Source organism: Anoxybacillus thermarum (genome assembly GCF_000836725.1).
Classification (GTDB): domain Bacteria; phylum Bacillota; class Bacilli; order Bacillales; family Anoxybacillaceae; genus Anoxybacillus; species Anoxybacillus thermarum.
In genome coordinates this window covers 1-15,957 of sequence record NZ_JXTH01000057.1, presented here as the reverse complement: position 1 = coordinate 15,957, position 15,957 = coordinate 1, and the positions used below count along the sequence as shown (strand labels likewise).

Sequence of the window (15,957 nt, the reverse complement as noted above, 5' to 3'; positions counted from 1 at the left end):
AAGCCCAGTTCGGCATCCAGCAAGAAGGTATACGCCCCCGCCTGCCGATCATAGTAGTAGTTCCGTCGAAACGTCACTTCTCCAAACAGCGTTTGGATCGTGGTCGGCCGTTTGTCTTTCAGCTGATACCGGCGCTTGTCCCGCGCTTCCGCCAGTTGTTGATCAATCTCCTCCAAAAGGGCCGCCAACAAGACAGCGAACACCTTTTGAAGAGTTCTGACTAATTGTTCCTCCAGCTCTTTTAATAAAGGCCAGTCTGTGGTAAAATGTTTCATGGACTCTCTCCCTCCTGTTTTATTGATGTTGGTCATCACCATCATAGCAGGGAGAGAGTCCTTTTTGCATGACATTTGCTTTTTTCTACCGCGCTTCGCTTGGTGGCCCCGACGAGCGTCGCGAACAAAAGTTCGCAACCCTCGTCGGGGAATCATTCCTGAATGTCACCCACAAATATTTTACTCACACTGGAGCGTTTTCAATGGACGAAGTTGGCGTTGTGATGAATCACGGTATGTATATGGTACGGTTAAACGATAAAGATGGAACGTTAGTGACGATTGCACCAGATGGTACAGTTGTAAAAAAAGAAGTGAATACATTCGCATCGTTTGTACGTGCCATTCATGTTGGGAAACTTGGGATTTGGAACCGTCTCATGATCGATGTGGCTGCGATTGCGATTATCATTTTAACGGGAACAGGGATTTATTTATCTGTGAAAATTTTGCGTGCGCAAGCGAAGGGGAAACGAAGAAAAATAGCTGCATAAACGAAAAAGCACTTCGCAACAACCGTTGGTGCGAAGCGCTTTTTAACTAATTCGTTTCGTAGGTGTTTGTTGAATTTTCCCTGTTCCGTTGCAAAACGAACATGTTTTATAAAGCGACAAACAAATTTTCATTTTCTTTTTCCCAAAGCACTTGGGACAAATCGTTTTTAATGCCATATCGATCACCTCAAAAAAGTAAGCGTTTTCAATTATAGTATACCCCGTTTTTGTGCGATGTGTGCACAACAATTTTGTCCATTTTTAAACAGGTTGGCATGCGCCAACCTGTTTTATTTGCGTGAATGTACTTCGTAAATCGCAAACTTCAAATAATCCCCTTCATCGGCGGCAAGCAGTTTCGGATGATCATATCCTGCGCCGCTCCAATGAATTTGACGTAAAATTTTCTTTGCATCAAACGCTGCTTCTGCAACCATCGCTTGGAACATATCGGGATGCACGTGATACGAGCAGCTTGCAGTTACGAAAAAGCCGCCGTCTTTTACGAGTTTTAAGCCGTTTAAATTAATATCTTTATAACCTGCGAGCGCTTTTGGCACTGCATGAGCAGATTTCGCAAACGCCGGTGGGTCAATGATGACAACGTCCCACTTTTTCTTCTTCTGTACACACTCTCTTAAATAATCAAACGCGTTCGCAACGACGAAATCGACGTTTGTAAATCCGTTTAGCTCAGCGTTTCTTTTTGCCGTTTCAATCGCATGTTCAGAAATGTCGACTGCGGTTACATGTTTTGCCCCGTATAAGCAGGCGTTTAACATAAATGAGCCTGTATGCGTAAAACAATCGAGCACGGTCGATTCGCTTGTAATGAGCGGCTTGATCGCGGCACGATTTTGGCGCTGATCGAAGAAAAAACCTGTTTTTTGCCCATTTTCAATGTCGACAATATATTTCACGCCATTTTCTTCAATTTGTACGTTCGTATCGCACGTGCCGTACCAAAATCCTTTTTCTTGTTTCAGCCCCTCTAATTCGCGCACGTGGACGTCGTTGCGCAAATAAATCGCTTTCGGTTGAAAGATGTCAAGAAGCGCTTGTAAAATCCATTCTTTTCTTTTTTCCATGCCGAGCGATAAAATTTGCACAACGAGCACATCTTCGTATTTATCGACGATGAGCCCAGGTAAAAAATCTGCTTCTCCATAAATGGCGCGACACGAACGAACGCCCGGAATCATGCGCTCGCGATATGCCCACGCTTGCCGGATGCGATTCATAAAAAATTGCGCATTTAATTCATCATTTGGATTTTGCGTTAACACGCGCACGATCATTTGTGATTTCGGGTTAATGTACCCTTTCGCTAAAAAATGACGTTGATGGTTATATACATTGACGAAATCACCTGGTTCAACGTCTCCCTCAATATAGTCAATTTCGCTTTGAAACACCCACGGATGTCCAAGCTCGAGCCGCTTTTTTCTTTTTCGTTTTAAAAATACATTCGCCATACATTCCACTCCTGAACTATATATTCGCTACTTTAGCATACAGGAAGAACACGATGTGCGCAAATGATGGAGAAAAATATTTGACAAAACAATGAAATATGCTAATATTAGTGACAAAGTCAATAACGCAAATGCATTCCACTAGGGGGGCCTTTAGATAGGCTGAGATCAAAGTGTGCCTTTGAGACCCTTAGAACCTGATCTGGATCATACCAGCGTAGGGAAGTGGAGACGGTGCGAAGTGTATGTATATGTTAATTTCCATCGTTTACAAACCACTTTCTTTGCGCAAAGAAAGTGGTTTTTTATTTTTCATAAGGGGGGAGAGGAAATGTTGTTTTCAGACCAGTTGCGCAAAGATGTCGATCCGATTTGGGAAGCGAGTTTTCAACATCCGTTTGTGAAAGAGCTAGGAGAAGGGACGCTAGATTTACGTTGTTTTCGGTATTATGTATTGCAAGATTCATATTATTTGACACATTTTGCGAAAGTGCAAGCGCTTGGCGGTGCGATGGCTGACGATTTACAAACGACCGCAAGCATGGCGAATCATGCGCAAAATACGTATGAAGCTGAGCTTCGTTTACATGAAACGTTTATGAAAGAGCTCGGCATTACAGAAGAAGAAAAGGCGTCATTTGTTCCTGCACCGACCGCGTATGCATACACGTCACACATGTATCGGGCAGCGTTTGCGGGACACTTTGGTGATGTGTTAGCGGCCATTTTGCCGTGTTATTGGTTATATTACGAAATTGGCGAGAGGTTAAAGCATTGTAAGCCGAATCATCCGATTTATGCAAAATGGATTGAAACGTACGGCTCCGATTGGTTTAGACAGCTTGTTGAACAACAAATTGCGCGCTTAAACGACATAGCGAAAACAGTAAGTGAAAAAGAGTTAGAGCGAATGAAGCAACACTTTTGGATCAGCAGTCAATATGAATATTTATTTTGGGACATGGCGTACAAATTAGAGCGTTGGCCAATGGAAGAGGAGGATGTTTATGCAAACGAAAGGGCTTAAATTAACAGACGTATTAACGACCGTTGTTGTAGCGATTGTGTTTGGGATTGTGTATAAAGTGTGGGGACCGCTTTACTATGCGGTTAAACCGCTTGGGCTTCATCTCGATCAGCTCATTTATGGCATGTGGTTTATTGCTGCGACAGTGGCATATTTGTTGATTCGTAAGCCAGGAGTGGCGTTGCTTGCGGAAGTCGCTGCTGCCTCAGGGGAGTTTTTAGCTGGATCTGAGTGGGGACTAGAAGTGTTATTTTACGGTTTTGTGCAAGGATTGCTTGCTGAGCTTGTTTTCGCTGCTTTCCGTTATAAACGTTTCGACGTGGCGGTTGTGTCGCTTGCTGCCGTCGGTTCAACCATCGCTTCATTAGTGCTTGATTTTTACAAAGGATATATCGATCAATTAGCGTGGTGGAATTTAACGTTATTTATCGGTGCGCGTTTCGTTGGAGCGATTATCATTGCTGGGGTATTTGCCTATTCGCTTGTCAAAGCGCTCGAAGCGACAGGTGTGACGCAACTGTTGCGCCCGACGACAAAAGAAGATTACGACTCGCTTGATAAATAGAAGGTGACATCATTGATACACATTGAACAATTGCGTCTAAAGTTTCCGGGAGCGGAAAAACGGTTATTTACCGATGTGTCGCTTTCGATTAAAAAAGGAGAAAAAGTGTTGCTTTTAGGTCCATCAGGGTGTGGAAAATCGACGTTATTACAAGTGATGGCAGGTATTATTCCACGCTCTGTCGATGTGCCGATGAAAGCAAAAGCACTCCATATTCCAAAGCAAGTCGGCTATGTGTTTCAAGATCCAGATGCGCAGTTTTGCATGCCGTACGTCGATGAAGAAATTGCGTTTGTTCTCGAAAATCTCGGTGTGCCACGTGCGGAGATGAAAGAAAAAATCGACCGCGTTCTGCAACGTGTGCGCCTTCGCCTCCCGCATGTTCACGTGCCGATTCAAACGTTATCGGGAGGAATGAAACAGCGGTTGGCGCTCGCCTCTGTCTTGGCGCTTGACCCGGATGTGTTATGTTTAGATGAGCCGACCGCGCTTCTTGATGAAGAAGGAACAAAAGCGGTATGGGAGACGTTAAAAGAAGTGGCCAGTGACCGAACAGTTGTCATTGTTGAACATAAAATTGACCACATTCTTGATTTTGTTGAGCGCATCATTTTGTTTAACGAATGTGGTGAAATTATTGCTGATGGCCCAACGGATCATATATTTTCGATGTATCGTTCGTTTATTGCTGAACAAGGCATTTGGTATCCAGAAGTGTGGGAAACATACGAAAAGCCAAAAACAGCGCAGCAGCCGTATCATCCGTCAGAAGTACTTTTACATGTGCAATCGCTCCGCGGTTTTCGACAAAAAGAAGAAAAAATCGCAGTCGCTGATGTTGTTATTCGTGCAGGTGAATGGATTGCGATGACAGGGGAAAATGGTGCAGGAAAAAGCACGTTGCTACAAAGCTTCATGAAGTTAATTCGAACAGAAGGCGATATGTATTGGCAAGGAGAGTTAGTAAAAAATGATGAGGTGTTATACGACAACATCGCTTTTGTATTCCAAAACCCGGAGTTTCAATTTGTTACAAATCGGGTGGATGAGGAGCTAGCTTATTGTTTACGTCTTGAACAACGCTCGGAATATGAAATAGAAGAGGAAGTAGAGAGGTTGCTTAGGCGGTTTCATTTAAGCGCGCAACGGCATTTGCATCCGTACCAATTGTCGATGGGGCAAAAGCGGCGGTTAAGTGTCGCCGCTTCAGTAACGGAGCGCCATCGCATATTGCTTCTTGATGAGCCGACGTTCGGGCAAGATGCAAAAAATACGTTTGCGTTGCTCGAATGGCTTGAAGCGTATCGACAACAAGGAAAGGCCATTGTCATGGTGACGCACGATGAGCGCATCGTGTCTCAATTTGCGACGAGACGATGGATCATTGAAAACGGAAAGCTTGTCGCTGATGAAACGATCGTACCGCGGACGCTTGTGCGAGGTGGGATATGATGAGGTGGAGCATTGAACATAAAGAGACATGGTTGCATCAAACGAATCCAACCGTCAAATTGTTGTTATTTTTGCCGATGTTTATCGTTATTGTTTTTGTCCATAACCCGAACGTGCTCATCAATTGGACGATCGGCTTTACCGCATTATTTATGTTGTTTAGCGGTTATCGAATGAAGCATATGCTTTTGTTTTTCGTTCCGTTTTTCTTTATTTTCATTTCTACGTCGTCGTCGATGATTTTGTTTGGCAAGGGAGAGACGACGTGGTTTCGCTTCGGTCTTATTCATGTGACGGAAGAAAGTTTTTATCGCGGCGTTCATCTCGGATTTCGTACTCTTTTGTTTGCGATTTTTGGATTAATGTTTGCGCTTACGACAAAGCCGGTGTTTTTGTTTTATTCACTTATGCAACAAGCGAAATTGAAACCGAAATATGCGTATAGTTTTTTAGCAGCCATTCGTTTGCTGCCCATCATGCTGGAAGAATTTCAAACGGTGCATCAAGCGTTAAAAGTGCGCCGAGCGGCTAAAGCGAAAGGGTTTCGCGGGAAGCTTGAACTCATCAAACGATACGCGATTCCGCTTTTATCACAAAGCATTCGCCGCGCACAGCGCATTGCGGTGGCGATGGAAGCGAAAGGATTTACTAATGAACGAGCGAGAACGTTTTATTATGAAATGACGCTCGGAAAATATGATGTGTACTTATTTGCTGTCATATGCATGATTGTTGCGATGGGGTATTACGTTGCCGATGCGTTTCCGTATGTTCCGATAAAGGATGTGCGTTAAGATGAAAGAGCTTCATCTCATCTCAACAGGAAAACAGTCAATTGAAACGTTTGTTCATATTTCATCGCTCATACATTCATATGCCCACTTTATTCATATTCGTGAAAAACATCGTTCGGCAAAAGAGATAGGCATGATTGTGGAAAAGCTGCTTGAAGCAAATGTCCCAGCGAAAAAAATAATTGTCAATGACCGGGTGGACGTCGCTGTCGTTTATGGTGTTGGCGGCGTCCAGCTCGCCCATCATAGTTTGCCGCCCAAACGAATAAAAGAAACGTTTCCTTTTTTGCGCGTCGGTTGCTCCGTGCATACGTTTGAAGAAGCGAAACGAGTGGAAAAAGAAGGAGCGGACTACGTCATTTTCGGACATATATACGAAACGAATTGTAAAGAAGGAAGAAAGCCACGCGGGCTTTCATCGTTACGTCAGTTGACAAGTCACGTACGCATTCCTGTTATTGCCATTGGAGGCATTAAACCTTTCCATGTTCGTGATGTGTTCATGACGGGGACAACAGGAATTGCGGTTATGTCGACGGTGTTTGAGGCGAATGATCCGCTACATATGGTTCAATTATATTGGAAACAAATGGGGGAGAATACATGGACGTTTTAATTGTTGGGGGAGGCATTATCGGCAGTAGCATCGCTTTTGAGGTAGCGAAAAGGGGAGCATCAGTCGTCGTCATTGAACGAGGAGAATTAGCGCAAGAAGCATCGTCGGCAGCAGCCGGGATGCTCGGTGCGCACTCCGAGTTTTCGGCAGACCATCCGCTCATTCCGCTTGCTTTGGCGAGCCAAGCAGCATTTCCAGCCGTTATTGCCGAATTGCGGGAGTTAACAAATATTGAAGTCGGATGGAATGAATCGGGAATGTTAAAGCTGGCGACAACAGCGGAAGAGTACGGAGAATTAACGGAACATTATGAATTTTGGAGGCGCATACAACCGCAGCACGTTCGCTGGTTAACTCCGAAAGAAGTGGTGGATATTGAACGAAACGTCCGAAATGAATATGGTGCGATGTACACGATCGATCAACAAGTGGACGCGAAACAGCTCTCGCTCGCTTTTACTCATGGAGCAATGGCGAAAGGTGCGCGTTTTTTACCATATACCGAAGTATACGATTTTATTTTCGATGGCGAACGTGTTGTAGGAGTGAAAACGACGAGCGGAACGTTATATGCGGAACGTATCATCATCGCGTGCGGTGCATGGACGCCGATGCTCGCAGAAAAGTTGCGATTATCGTTACATATGTATCCGGTCAAAGGAGAGTGTGTTTCGGTGACGACAGAAACATCGCTTTTACAAGCAACTGTATTTGCGAAAAACGGCTGTTATATTGTGCCGAAAGCGAACAATCGCCTTGTCATCGGCGCTAGCGCAATTGCCCATTCGTTTACGAAAACGGTGCAAGCAAGTAGCGTGCATCATTTGCTAGCGCGCGCGATGCAAATCGTTCCGGCTATCGCTCATTCCACATTTGAAAAAGCGTGGGCAGGCATTCGCCCACAAACAAAAGATGGCATACCTTACATCGGAGCGCATCCACAATATGAAAACGTATTCGTTGTGACAGGGCATTATCGAAACGGCATTTTGCTAAGCGCCATCACAGGAAGAGTTGTAAGTGATATGCTTGAAGAAAAAGACGTACCATTTCATATGACGCCGTTTTCGCTAACAAGAGAGGGGGAGGGGCATGCGTTGCGTCATTAACGGTGAGATGATTGACTTGCCAGCTCACATTCGTACTGTCGCTCAACTGTTACAACATTTTCGCATTCATGAAAAGATCGCGATCGTTGAAATCAATGCGAACATTATTATGAAAGAGAAATATGAGCATGCAGCCATTGCGGACGGTGATCGTATTGAAATCGTTCATTTTGTAGGGGGAGGATAATATGTTACAAATCGGTCCGTATACATTTCAATCTCGTTTATTGCTTGGGACAGGCAAATTTCCGAACATCGATATTCAAAAAGAAGCGGTTGAAGCATCAGGGACAGAAATTTTAACGTTTGCCGTTCGGCGAATGAACATTTTTGCGCCCGATCAACCGAATTTTTTAGAAAAAGTCGATGTAACGAAATATAAGTTGTTACCGAATACAGCTGGGGCAAAAACGGCGGAAGAAGCGGTGCGCATCGCCCGTTTAGCAAAAGCTTCTGGACTTTGTGATATGGTGAAAGTAGAAGTGATTGGATGCGATCAAACGTTATTACCTGACCCGATCGAGACGTTAAAAGCGACAGAAATGTTATTGGAAGAAGGATTTATCGTTTTGCCGTACACGTCTGATGATGTTGTGCTAGCGAAACGACTACAACAGCTCGGTTGCCATGCGATTATGCCTGGCGCATCGCCGATCGGTTCAGGGCAAGGAATTATGAATCCGTTAAACATTCAATTCATTATTGAACAAGCAACTGTTCCAGTAATTATTGATGCAGGCATTGGCGGTCCAGCTGATGCGGCATTGGCCATGGAATTAGGTGCGGATGGCGTGTTGTTAAATACAGCTGTTGCTTCTGCGAAAGATCCAGTAAAAATGGCGAAAGCGATGAAGCTTGCGATTGAGGCAGGAAGACTTGGGTATGAAGCGGGACGCATTCCGAAAAAGAAATATGCAACAGCGAGTAGCCCAAGTGAAGGGATGAGCATCGTCTAATGGATCGCTATTCACGTCAACAATTGTTTGCGCCAATTGGAGAAAGAGGACAACAACATATTCGTGAAAAACATGTGCTCGTTATTGGTGCGGGAGCGCTTGGAGCGGCAAATGCGGAATCGCTAGTGCGTGCAGGAATTGGGAAAATAACGATCATTGATCGGGATTATGTCGAATGGAGCAATTTACAACGCCAACAGCTATATACGGAAGAAGATGCAACAAACCGATTGCCGAAAGCCATTGCTGCTGCTATGCATTTGCGAGCCATAAATCGCGATGTGGTCGTTGAACCGATTGTAGCTGATGCGGACGCTCGCTTGCTTGAACATGTTGTTGCACGTGAACGTCCGCACGTCATTATTGATAGTACGGATAATTTCGACGTGCGTATGATCATCAACGATGTTTCGCAAAAGTATGATGTGCCGTGGATTTATGGGGCGTGTGTAGGAAGTTACGGTTTAAGTTATGTCATCGTTCCGAATGAAACGCCATGTTTGCGTTGTTTACTTGAAGAAGTCCCGCTTGGCAATGCGACATGCGATACCGCTGGGATCATTAGTCCTGTCGTTCATATGGTCGTTGCGCATCAAACGGCTGAAGCGTTAAAAATATGCGTGCACGCTCAAGTGAATCGGAAACTTGTTTCCTTTGATATATGGCACGGACAATATCGCATGATCGATGTGCATAAGTTAAAAAAAGACGATTGTCCGTCGTGTAGTGAAAGACGAACGTATCCAGCCCTTCAATATGAAAATGAAACGAAATTTGCGGTGTTGTGTGGGCGTGAAACTGTACAAATTCGTCCTGCACATCGAGGAGAGCAAGAGTGGACAACGCTTCTTTCATTTTTAACAAAACGTGGAATTCAAGTGGAACAAAACGACTACTTGTTTTCGTTTACGATTCATCGCCATCGCTTCGTTGTTTTTTCCGATGGGCGTGTATTAATTCATGGCACAAATGATGTTCAAGAAGCAAAGCGGCTATATTATCAATATTTGGGGTGAAAGCATGGTATATAAAGCATTGACGATTGCTGGTTCAGATAGTGGCGGGGGAGCGGGTATTCAAGCGGATTTAAAAACGTTTCATCAATTACATGTGTTTGGCATGTCAGCAATTACTGCAGTTACTGCGCAAAATACGCTCGGTGTACAAGGGATATATCCCCTCCCTGTTGAAGCGGTTGAAAAGCAAATTGATTCGATTGCCGTTGATTTGTCGCCAGATGCAATAAAAACGGGGATGTTATTTAGTGAAGATATGATTGAATGTGTCGCTTATAAAATAAAACAACATCGGTGGACACGAGTAGTCGTCGATCCGGTGATGATCGCCAAAGGTGGCTCGCGGCTATTGAAACAAGAGGCGGTCGAAGCGCTGCAACGTCATATGTTGCCGCTCGCTTATGTGTTAACACCGAACATTCCGGAAGCGGAAGTGTTGACAAATATGCGAATTGACACATTGGAACAACGAAAAGAAGCAGCAAAAAAACTTCATGACATGGGTGTGCGATATGTCGTCATGAAAGGTGGCCATGGGGAAGAAAATGAACTTGTCGATCTTTTATACGATGGGGAACAATTTTACGAATGGAAAAGTAAACGCGTTCATACGAAACATACGCACGGTACAGGATGTACGTTTGCTGCCGCCATTACAGCACAACTTGCAAAAGAAAAAACAATATACGAAGCAGTAGATGTGGCGAAACGATTTATTCAAGCGGCTATTGAACAAACGCTGCAAATTGGCGGTGGGCATGGGCCGACAAACCATTGGGCATTTCATGAATAAAAAATGTTCACATCATTGACAAACACATTCGTTCCTACCATTGTTAAAATGAAAATGGGGAATATATTGATGGAGGGGACGAACGAGTGGAAGAACTTTCAATTACACTAAATATTACGTACGTATTGCTTTTAACGTTTTTTATCGGTACAACGCTAATCGAGTCATAAGAACGGCTGTGCATATGTACAGTCGTTTTCTTTTTCAGTTAAATTTGGTATGATGAACATATATATTGATAACCAATACTTTTTATTAGGAGTGTGAATATTCATTGGGAGATTTGCCTCTGAGTTTAATTTTTTTACTCATTGCTTTAATTTTATTATCGGCCTTTTTTTCAGCTTCAGAAACAGCGTTTTCGAGCGTCAATAAAATTCGTTTGAAAAACTATGTGGACGAAAAGCGACATGGAAGCAAAAAGGCATTGTATATTGCAGAAAACTTCGACAAAGCCCTCTCTACCATCTTAGTCGGGAATAATATCGTGAACATTGCCGCAGCGTCCATCTCCGCCAAAGTGGCGACAGATTTGTTTGGCGGCAACACAGGTCTTGTTATTAGCACGGTCGGTATGACAATTTTAATTTTAATTTTTGGTGAAGTATTGCCGAAGTCATTGGCCAAAGAACATGCGGAGTCGTTTTCACTTCTTATTTCCGATGTGCTATATATGCTTATTCAGCTATTTACTCCCGTTACAGCATTGCTTGTCATGTTGAAAAAACTTGTATCGAAATTCGTTGGCCATCAACCAGATACTCCTTCTGTCACAGAAGAAGAAATTAAGGTGATGGTGAATTTAAGTGAAGAAGAAGGGGTAATTGATAATAAAGAGAAAGAACTCGTTCATCGTTCGCTCGATTTTAACGATATTTTAGTTGGCGAAATTTTCACGCCACGCATTGACATGGTGGCGGTAGAAGTGAACCAACCAGTTGAAGAAATTCGCGATATTTTTTTGCATGAACGATATTCACGCGTGCCGGTATATGAAGGAGATATTGATAACGTCATCGGCATTTTATCGGAAAGCGACTTTTTTAGTCAACTCGTACAAGGGAAAGAAGTCAACGTTCGCGCATTGTTGCGTACGCCGCTATTTGTTGTTGAATCGATGCGCATCTCCACATTGTTGCCTGAATTGCAAAAAAGCAAAGTACATATGGCGATTGTCATCGATGAGTTTGGCGGCACATCGGGATTGATTACGTTAGAAGATATTTTAGAACAAATCGTCGGAGAAATATGGGATGAACATGACGAAGCGGTGAAAACGTTCCAAAAAATTAACGATTACGAATATGAATTTAATGCCGAATTACCGCTTGATGAGTTTTGTGATATCTTAGGAATTGATGAATTAGAAAGTTCTTCTCATACGCTCGGAGGGTGGGTGTTTGAAATGTTTGAACGCATCCCCACCGTTGGAGAATCGTTTGAATACGAATCATTAACCGTCACCGTTCGCCAAGTGGAAAACCGTCGTATTCGCAAAGTGCTCGTTCGCATTCGTGAACCGATTATGGAAAATGTGTAAAAAAGGAGCGATTCGCAAAGGAGCGATTCGCTCCTTTTTTAGTAAAGGAATGATCATTGAACGAGGTCGTCCGAAGCGACTTTTTACAAATCCAACACATGAATGAACGCGTCAGTTTTTGCAACGTATTCAGTAAAACCCCCAAGCGATTTGCTTGGGGGTTTTCAGCCATGTTATTTAGTTGTGTAAGATCCGCCTAATTGTTGTTGCGCCATTGCAACAAGACGTTTTGTAATTTCGCCACCAACTGAACCGTTTGCGCGTGATGTTGCATCTGGTCCAAGGTTTACACCAAATTCTTGAGCGATTTCATATTTCATTTGATCGATTGCTTGTTGTGCACCGTATACTAATAATTGATTTGTGTTTGCCATGCTCATTCATCTCCTCGTTACAAGTTTTTATGGTTGGGTTAGCTGGATTTGCACCAGCAACGCGTGATGATTTTCACGCTGCCAAGCTTGGCTTAACCCATCGAATGTTGTTTGCTTGTTTGTACTACTATTTTGGGGAAAAAACATTTTATTATTCTTTTTTTTGTGTGGTAATTTTTTGTGTAGTGGGAAAGATAATGGCAAATCACGAAACGAGGGATGAATATGCACATTTGTCCGTTATGTAATGGTTTGCGAGCAATCGTTTTTTATTGTGAGCAATGTGGAGAAAAATTAAAAGATGAAGGAAAATTAACGGATTATTTTGATGATTATAGTCCGTATATGGATGCAGATATGATGAAAATGGTTGATGGCTATGCACATACGAGAAAACAACACGTCTGCGTTCATTTGTTTCATTGCGATTATTGTGATGACGATGTTGTTCGTTTTATTCAAGAGTAAAAGCCCGCTCAAACGAACGGGCTCTGTTATTATTTTTCACTATTTGAACGAATACGTAATTCTGTGTTGACGTCGAAGAAATGTGCTTTATTCATATCTAATGCAAGATCGATCGTTTGACCTGCTTTGACGTCTGTGCGTGCATCGACACGCGCAACAAATTCTTGACCGTTAATTTGAGAATATACCATAATTTCTGCGCCGAGCAGTTCTGCCACTTCAACATGTGCGCGCACTTTTGTATTTTGTGACGCTTCTAGAAATACTGGCTCGTCATGGAAATCTTCTGGGCGAATGCCTAAAATGACTTCTTTTCCAACGTATCCTTGTTCACGAAGCACTTTCATTTTTCCTTCTGGAACCGCAATTTTGACATCGCCGATCACAAATACACCGTCTTGAAGTACGCCGCGCAAGAAGTTCATCGCTGGTGAGCCGATAAATCCGCCGACGAAAATATTTTCTGGTTTTTCATATACTTCTTTTGGTGTTCCAACTTGTTGGATGACGCCATCTTTCATAACGACAAGGCGCGTCGCCATCGTCATTGCTTCCGTTTGGTCGTGTGTGACGTAAATGGTCGTTGTTCCTAAACGTTGATGAAGTTTTGCGATTTCCGCACGCATTTGTACACGCAATTTAGCATCTAAGTTTGAAAGCGGCTCGTCCATTAAAAATACTTTCGCATCGCGCACAATTGCACGTCCTAATGCCACGCGTTGACGCTGACCGCCTGATAATGCTTTCGGTTTACGATCTAAATATTGCTCGAGACCGAGAATGCGTGCAGCTTCCCGAACACGACGGTCGATTTCATCTTTCGGAAACTTACGCAATTTCAATCCGAATGCCATGTTATCGTATACGCTCATATGCGGATAAAGGGCATAGTTTTGGAACACCATCGCGATGTCACGATCTTTTGGCGCAACATCATTCATTCGCTTTCCATCAATGTAAAAATCACCTTTTGAAATTTCTTCAAGACCTGCGATCATGCGAAGGGTTGTTGATTTTCCGCAACCGGATGGACCGACGAATACGATAAATTCTTTATCTTGGATGTGTAAGTTAAAGTCTTTTACAGCGGTTACGTTATTGTCATAAATTTTATACACGTGTTCTAAACGAAGCTCAGCCATGTGTATGCCTCCTCATGTAATCGATTTCATTTGATTTAAGCATATATAAAAACAAACAAACGGTAAATGGACATCGTGCACAAAAAAAGAAAACGTTTTCGGGCAATGTGCCTAGTGCCGTTCATGAAGTAAAATCGCTAAATAAACAGTCAGCGCCCCTTTAAACTGCTTTATATCAATGCCTGTTTTTTCGGTGAGTTTATCAATGCGGTATTGTAAGCTGTTGCGGTGCATATGAAGCTTTTTTGCTGCAAGAGAGACGTTTAAATTGCATTCAAAAAACGTCTTCATTGTTTTCATCATATCAGCATCTTGCTTGATCGGTTGTAAAAACGTCGTCGCGTAAGTGATGTCCTCATTATTGATTAGCAAAAGAGGGAAGACGTCTTCGATGCAGTAGACGCGTTGCTCGGGCTTATGCTTTATGCCCATTTGAAAATACCGCTTTTCTGCAGCGAACATGTGCGCAAGTTCAACAGCATGTGGGCACTTTTGTCCAATATATGCTCTCAATTGAATGTAAAAATCACTACACAATGTATCAATTAGTTCAGGCAAAGTAGAAGCGACGCTCTCTTCTTGTTGTTCAATGACGATAAAGTGCTGTTCTGTTTCTGAAATCATCGTCACGTCATAAGGGAAGAGCGATTGAATCGCTTCCGTAAAATCATGTGCATCAACGGTTCCTTTTTGTATGTAAAAATAAATGAAACGTGTATGTGCCGAGCAAGGTAATTGTTCAAATGCTTGTTTATCGTTTTGAATTAAAAAACGACGCCATGCTCGTTGTTGTTCACTCATCCAAGCAGGCATAGGTTGATGAGATGTAAATAGGGTTGCTAAAAGTTCCCGTTCTTTCACGGTAAGTGCTTCTTTCTTTATGCCGAACAGCTCACCTTGTTCTGTGGCAAACCATTCATATTCCTCTTGCTTGCTCACATGCCCGTGTTCAATAAGCGCTTCTCGATAATATGCTCGTAATTTTTCTAACATGTATGCCCATTCCTTTCGTCTCCCATCACGACCATTATACAAAAAGCGGCGAGAAAATGCTCGCCGCTTTATTTCACTTCATGTGGCGGTTGTTCCGTTTGAACATCGCGCGCCTCTTCAATATTTGTTGCTTGATAGCACGAATATACGTATCCTCCTGCCATGCCTTCGTTAATCATTCGGTCAATATCCCATTCATAATTATCGCGTTCTTTCATGATCCATGCCCCCTTATTCGTTATTTTGTATAAATGAAACAAAAGTATGCATTGTTCACTTGTTGTCCACATATATTCATGACGAGAGGTGAAAAGGATGATTGTTCAGTTTTTACACGCATTAATGAATTATGATTTAGATAAAGAGGAAGAAGCACTCGTTCGTTATTTATATGTGTTGCATATGGGAAAAGAATGGGAGAGAAAACAGGAAGGAACAAAAAAGGGATGGCGTGAGCAGTTCGAGAAAATGAATATATATAAAGAAGCGTGGCTTTCGTCTGAACATGCGACAGAACGAGAACTGTTTCGCATCTTGTTATGTAAAAGTTTGAAACAGTTGCACAAACAATTATGTGTGAGTAAAATATTTGTGGGTGACATTCAGGAATGATTCCCCGACGAGGGTTGCGAACTTTTGTTCGCGACGCTCGTCGGGGCCACCAAGCGAAGCGCGGTAGAAAAAAGCAAATGTCATGCAAAAAGGACTCTCTCCCTGCTATGATGGTGATGACCAACATCAATAAAACAGGAGGGAGAGAGTCCATGAAACATTTTACCACAGAATGGCCTTTATTAAAAGAGCTGGAGGAACAATTAGTCAGAACTCTTCAAAAGGTGTTCGCTGTCTTGTTGGCGGCCCTTTTGGA

Annotated in this window: 20 protein-coding genes and 1 riboswitch; of the genes, 14 read left to right on the top strand and 6 right to left on the bottom strand. The window is 43.0% G+C overall.

The window, feature by feature from the left end; genetic code table 11:
* Positions 1-275: UPF0236 family transposase-like protein (locus LH47_RS11880; RefSeq protein ID WP_043967792.1), on the bottom strand; the 275-nt coding region annotated here is incomplete at its 3' end.
* 68 nt (positions 276-343) lie between these two features.
* Between LH47_RS11880 and LH47_RS11875 the strand changes: the two genes are divergently transcribed.
* Positions 344-769, top strand: coding sequence for a hypothetical protein (locus LH47_RS11875; protein ID WP_235341124.1), 426 nt, complete (start codon positions 344-346; stop codon positions 767-769).
* A 290-nt stretch (positions 770-1,059) separates the two neighbouring features.
* Here LH47_RS11875 and LH47_RS11865 read toward each other — a convergent pair whose 3' ends face one another.
* Entirely contained in the window at positions 1,060-2,244 is a 1,185-nt protein-coding gene (locus LH47_RS11865) for a class I SAM-dependent rRNA methyltransferase (protein ID WP_043967788.1), read from the bottom strand.
* Positions 2,245-2,377: 133 nt separating this feature from the next.
* Positions 2,378-2,485: riboswitch (TPP riboswitch) on the top strand.
* A gap of 90 nt (positions 2,486-2,575) precedes the next feature.
* Here LH47_RS11865 and tenA point away from each other — a divergent pair.
* The 11 genes from tenA to LH47_RS11810 all read left to right on the top strand — a co-directional run bounded on the left by tenA (position 2,576) and on the right by LH47_RS11810 (position 12,112).
* On the top strand, positions 2,576-3,271 hold the full coding sequence (gene tenA, locus LH47_RS11860; protein WP_043967786.1) for a thiaminase II: 696 nt from the start codon (positions 2,576-2,578) through the stop codon (positions 3,269-3,271).
* Positions 3,246-3,836 (top strand): ECF transporter S component, encoded by a 591-nt coding sequence (locus LH47_RS11855; protein ID WP_032100903.1) that lies wholly within the window; start codon positions 3,246-3,248, stop codon positions 3,834-3,836. Before tenA ends, LH47_RS11855 begins: the two co-directional genes overlap by 26 nt.
* Before the next feature lie 3 nt (positions 3,837-3,839).
* Positions 3,840-5,288 carry an ABC transporter ATP-binding protein gene (locus LH47_RS11850; protein WP_043967783.1) on the top strand — a complete coding sequence of 483 codons (1,449 nt, stop codon included), beginning with the start codon at positions 3,840-3,842 and terminating at the stop codon, positions 5,286-5,288.
* Entirely contained in the window at positions 5,288-6,082 is a 795-nt protein-coding gene (locus LH47_RS11845) for an energy-coupling factor transporter transmembrane component T family protein (protein WP_043967781.1), read from the top strand. The genes LH47_RS11850 and LH47_RS11845 overlap by 1 nt, the downstream gene beginning before the upstream one ends.
* 1 nt (position 6,083) lies before the next feature.
* Positions 6,084-6,698: a thiazole tautomerase TenI gene (gene tenI, locus LH47_RS11840; RefSeq protein WP_043967779.1), complete on the top strand. Its 615-nt coding sequence runs from the start codon at positions 6,084-6,086 to the stop codon at positions 6,696-6,698.
* The gene (gene thiO / locus LH47_RS11835) at positions 6,686-7,807 is read left to right on the top strand and encodes a glycine oxidase ThiO (RefSeq protein WP_043967778.1); all 1,122 of its coding nucleotides are present in this window, start codon (positions 6,686-6,688) and stop codon (positions 7,805-7,807) included. The genes tenI and thiO overlap by 13 nt, the downstream gene beginning before the upstream one ends.
* The gene (thiS, locus tag LH47_RS11830) at positions 7,791-7,994 is read left to right on the top strand and encodes a sulfur carrier protein ThiS (RefSeq protein WP_043967776.1); all 204 of its coding nucleotides are present in this window, start codon (positions 7,791-7,793) and stop codon (positions 7,992-7,994) included. Before thiO ends, thiS begins: the two co-directional genes overlap by 17 nt.
* Before the next feature lies 1 nt (position 7,995).
* Positions 7,996-8,763 (top strand): thiazole synthase, encoded by a 768-nt coding sequence (locus tag LH47_RS11825; protein WP_043967775.1) that lies wholly within the window; start codon positions 7,996-7,998, stop codon positions 8,761-8,763.
* On the top strand, positions 8,763-9,779 hold the full coding sequence (locus LH47_RS11820) for a MoeB/ThiF family adenylyltransferase (RefSeq protein WP_043967773.1): 1,017 nt from the start codon (positions 8,763-8,765) through the stop codon (positions 9,777-9,779). The genes LH47_RS11825 and LH47_RS11820 overlap by 1 nt, the downstream gene beginning before the upstream one ends.
* Positions 9,780-9,783: 4 nt before the next feature.
* Positions 9,784-10,572, top strand: coding sequence for a bifunctional hydroxymethylpyrimidine kinase/phosphomethylpyrimidine kinase (thiD, locus tag LH47_RS11815; protein ID WP_043967771.1), 789 nt, complete (start codon positions 9,784-9,786; stop codon positions 10,570-10,572).
* Positions 10,573-10,846: 274 nt separating this feature from the next.
* On the top strand, positions 10,847-12,112 hold the full coding sequence (locus LH47_RS11810; RefSeq protein WP_043967769.1) for a hemolysin family protein: 1,266 nt from the start codon (positions 10,847-10,849) through the stop codon (positions 12,110-12,112).
* Between the two features lie 173 nt (positions 12,113-12,285).
* Here the strand turns inward: LH47_RS11810 and LH47_RS11805 are convergent, their stop codons facing one another.
* Positions 12,286-12,492: a small, acid-soluble spore protein, alpha/beta type gene (locus LH47_RS11805; RefSeq protein WP_407637162.1), complete on the bottom strand. Its 207-nt coding sequence runs from the start codon at positions 12,490-12,492 to the stop codon at positions 12,286-12,288.
* A 219-nt stretch (positions 12,493-12,711) separates the two neighbouring features.
* Between LH47_RS11805 and LH47_RS11800 the strand changes: the two genes are divergently transcribed.
* Complete coding sequence (locus tag LH47_RS11800; RefSeq protein WP_043967767.1) at positions 12,712-12,954, top strand: hypothetical protein; 243 nt, start codon at positions 12,712-12,714, stop codon at positions 12,952-12,954.
* A gap of 29 nt (positions 12,955-12,983) precedes the next feature.
* Here LH47_RS11800 and LH47_RS11795 read toward each other — a convergent pair whose 3' ends face one another.
* From LH47_RS11795 to LH47_RS16500, 3 genes are all read right to left on the bottom strand, one after another.
* Positions 12,984-14,096, bottom strand: a complete 1,113-nt coding sequence (locus tag LH47_RS11795; protein ID WP_009362017.1) for an ABC transporter ATP-binding protein — start codon at positions 14,094-14,096, stop codon at positions 12,984-12,986.
* Between the two features lie 111 nt (positions 14,097-14,207).
* Entirely contained in the window at positions 14,208-15,089 is an 882-nt protein-coding gene (locus LH47_RS11790) for a PucR family transcriptional regulator (protein ID WP_043967765.1), read from the bottom strand.
* 68 nt (positions 15,090-15,157) lie between these two features.
* Positions 15,158-15,307, bottom strand: coding sequence for a hypothetical protein (locus tag LH47_RS16500; RefSeq protein ID WP_009362015.1), 150 nt, complete (start codon positions 15,305-15,307; stop codon positions 15,158-15,160).
* A gap of 97 nt (positions 15,308-15,404) precedes the next feature.
* Here LH47_RS16500 and LH47_RS11785 point away from each other — a divergent pair, with 97 nt between their 5' ends.
* The gene (locus LH47_RS11785) at positions 15,405-15,701 is read left to right on the top strand and encodes a hypothetical protein (RefSeq protein ID WP_235341123.1); all 297 of its coding nucleotides are present in this window, start codon (positions 15,405-15,407) and stop codon (positions 15,699-15,701) included.
* The last annotated feature ends 256 nt before the right edge of the window (positions 15,702-15,957 follow it).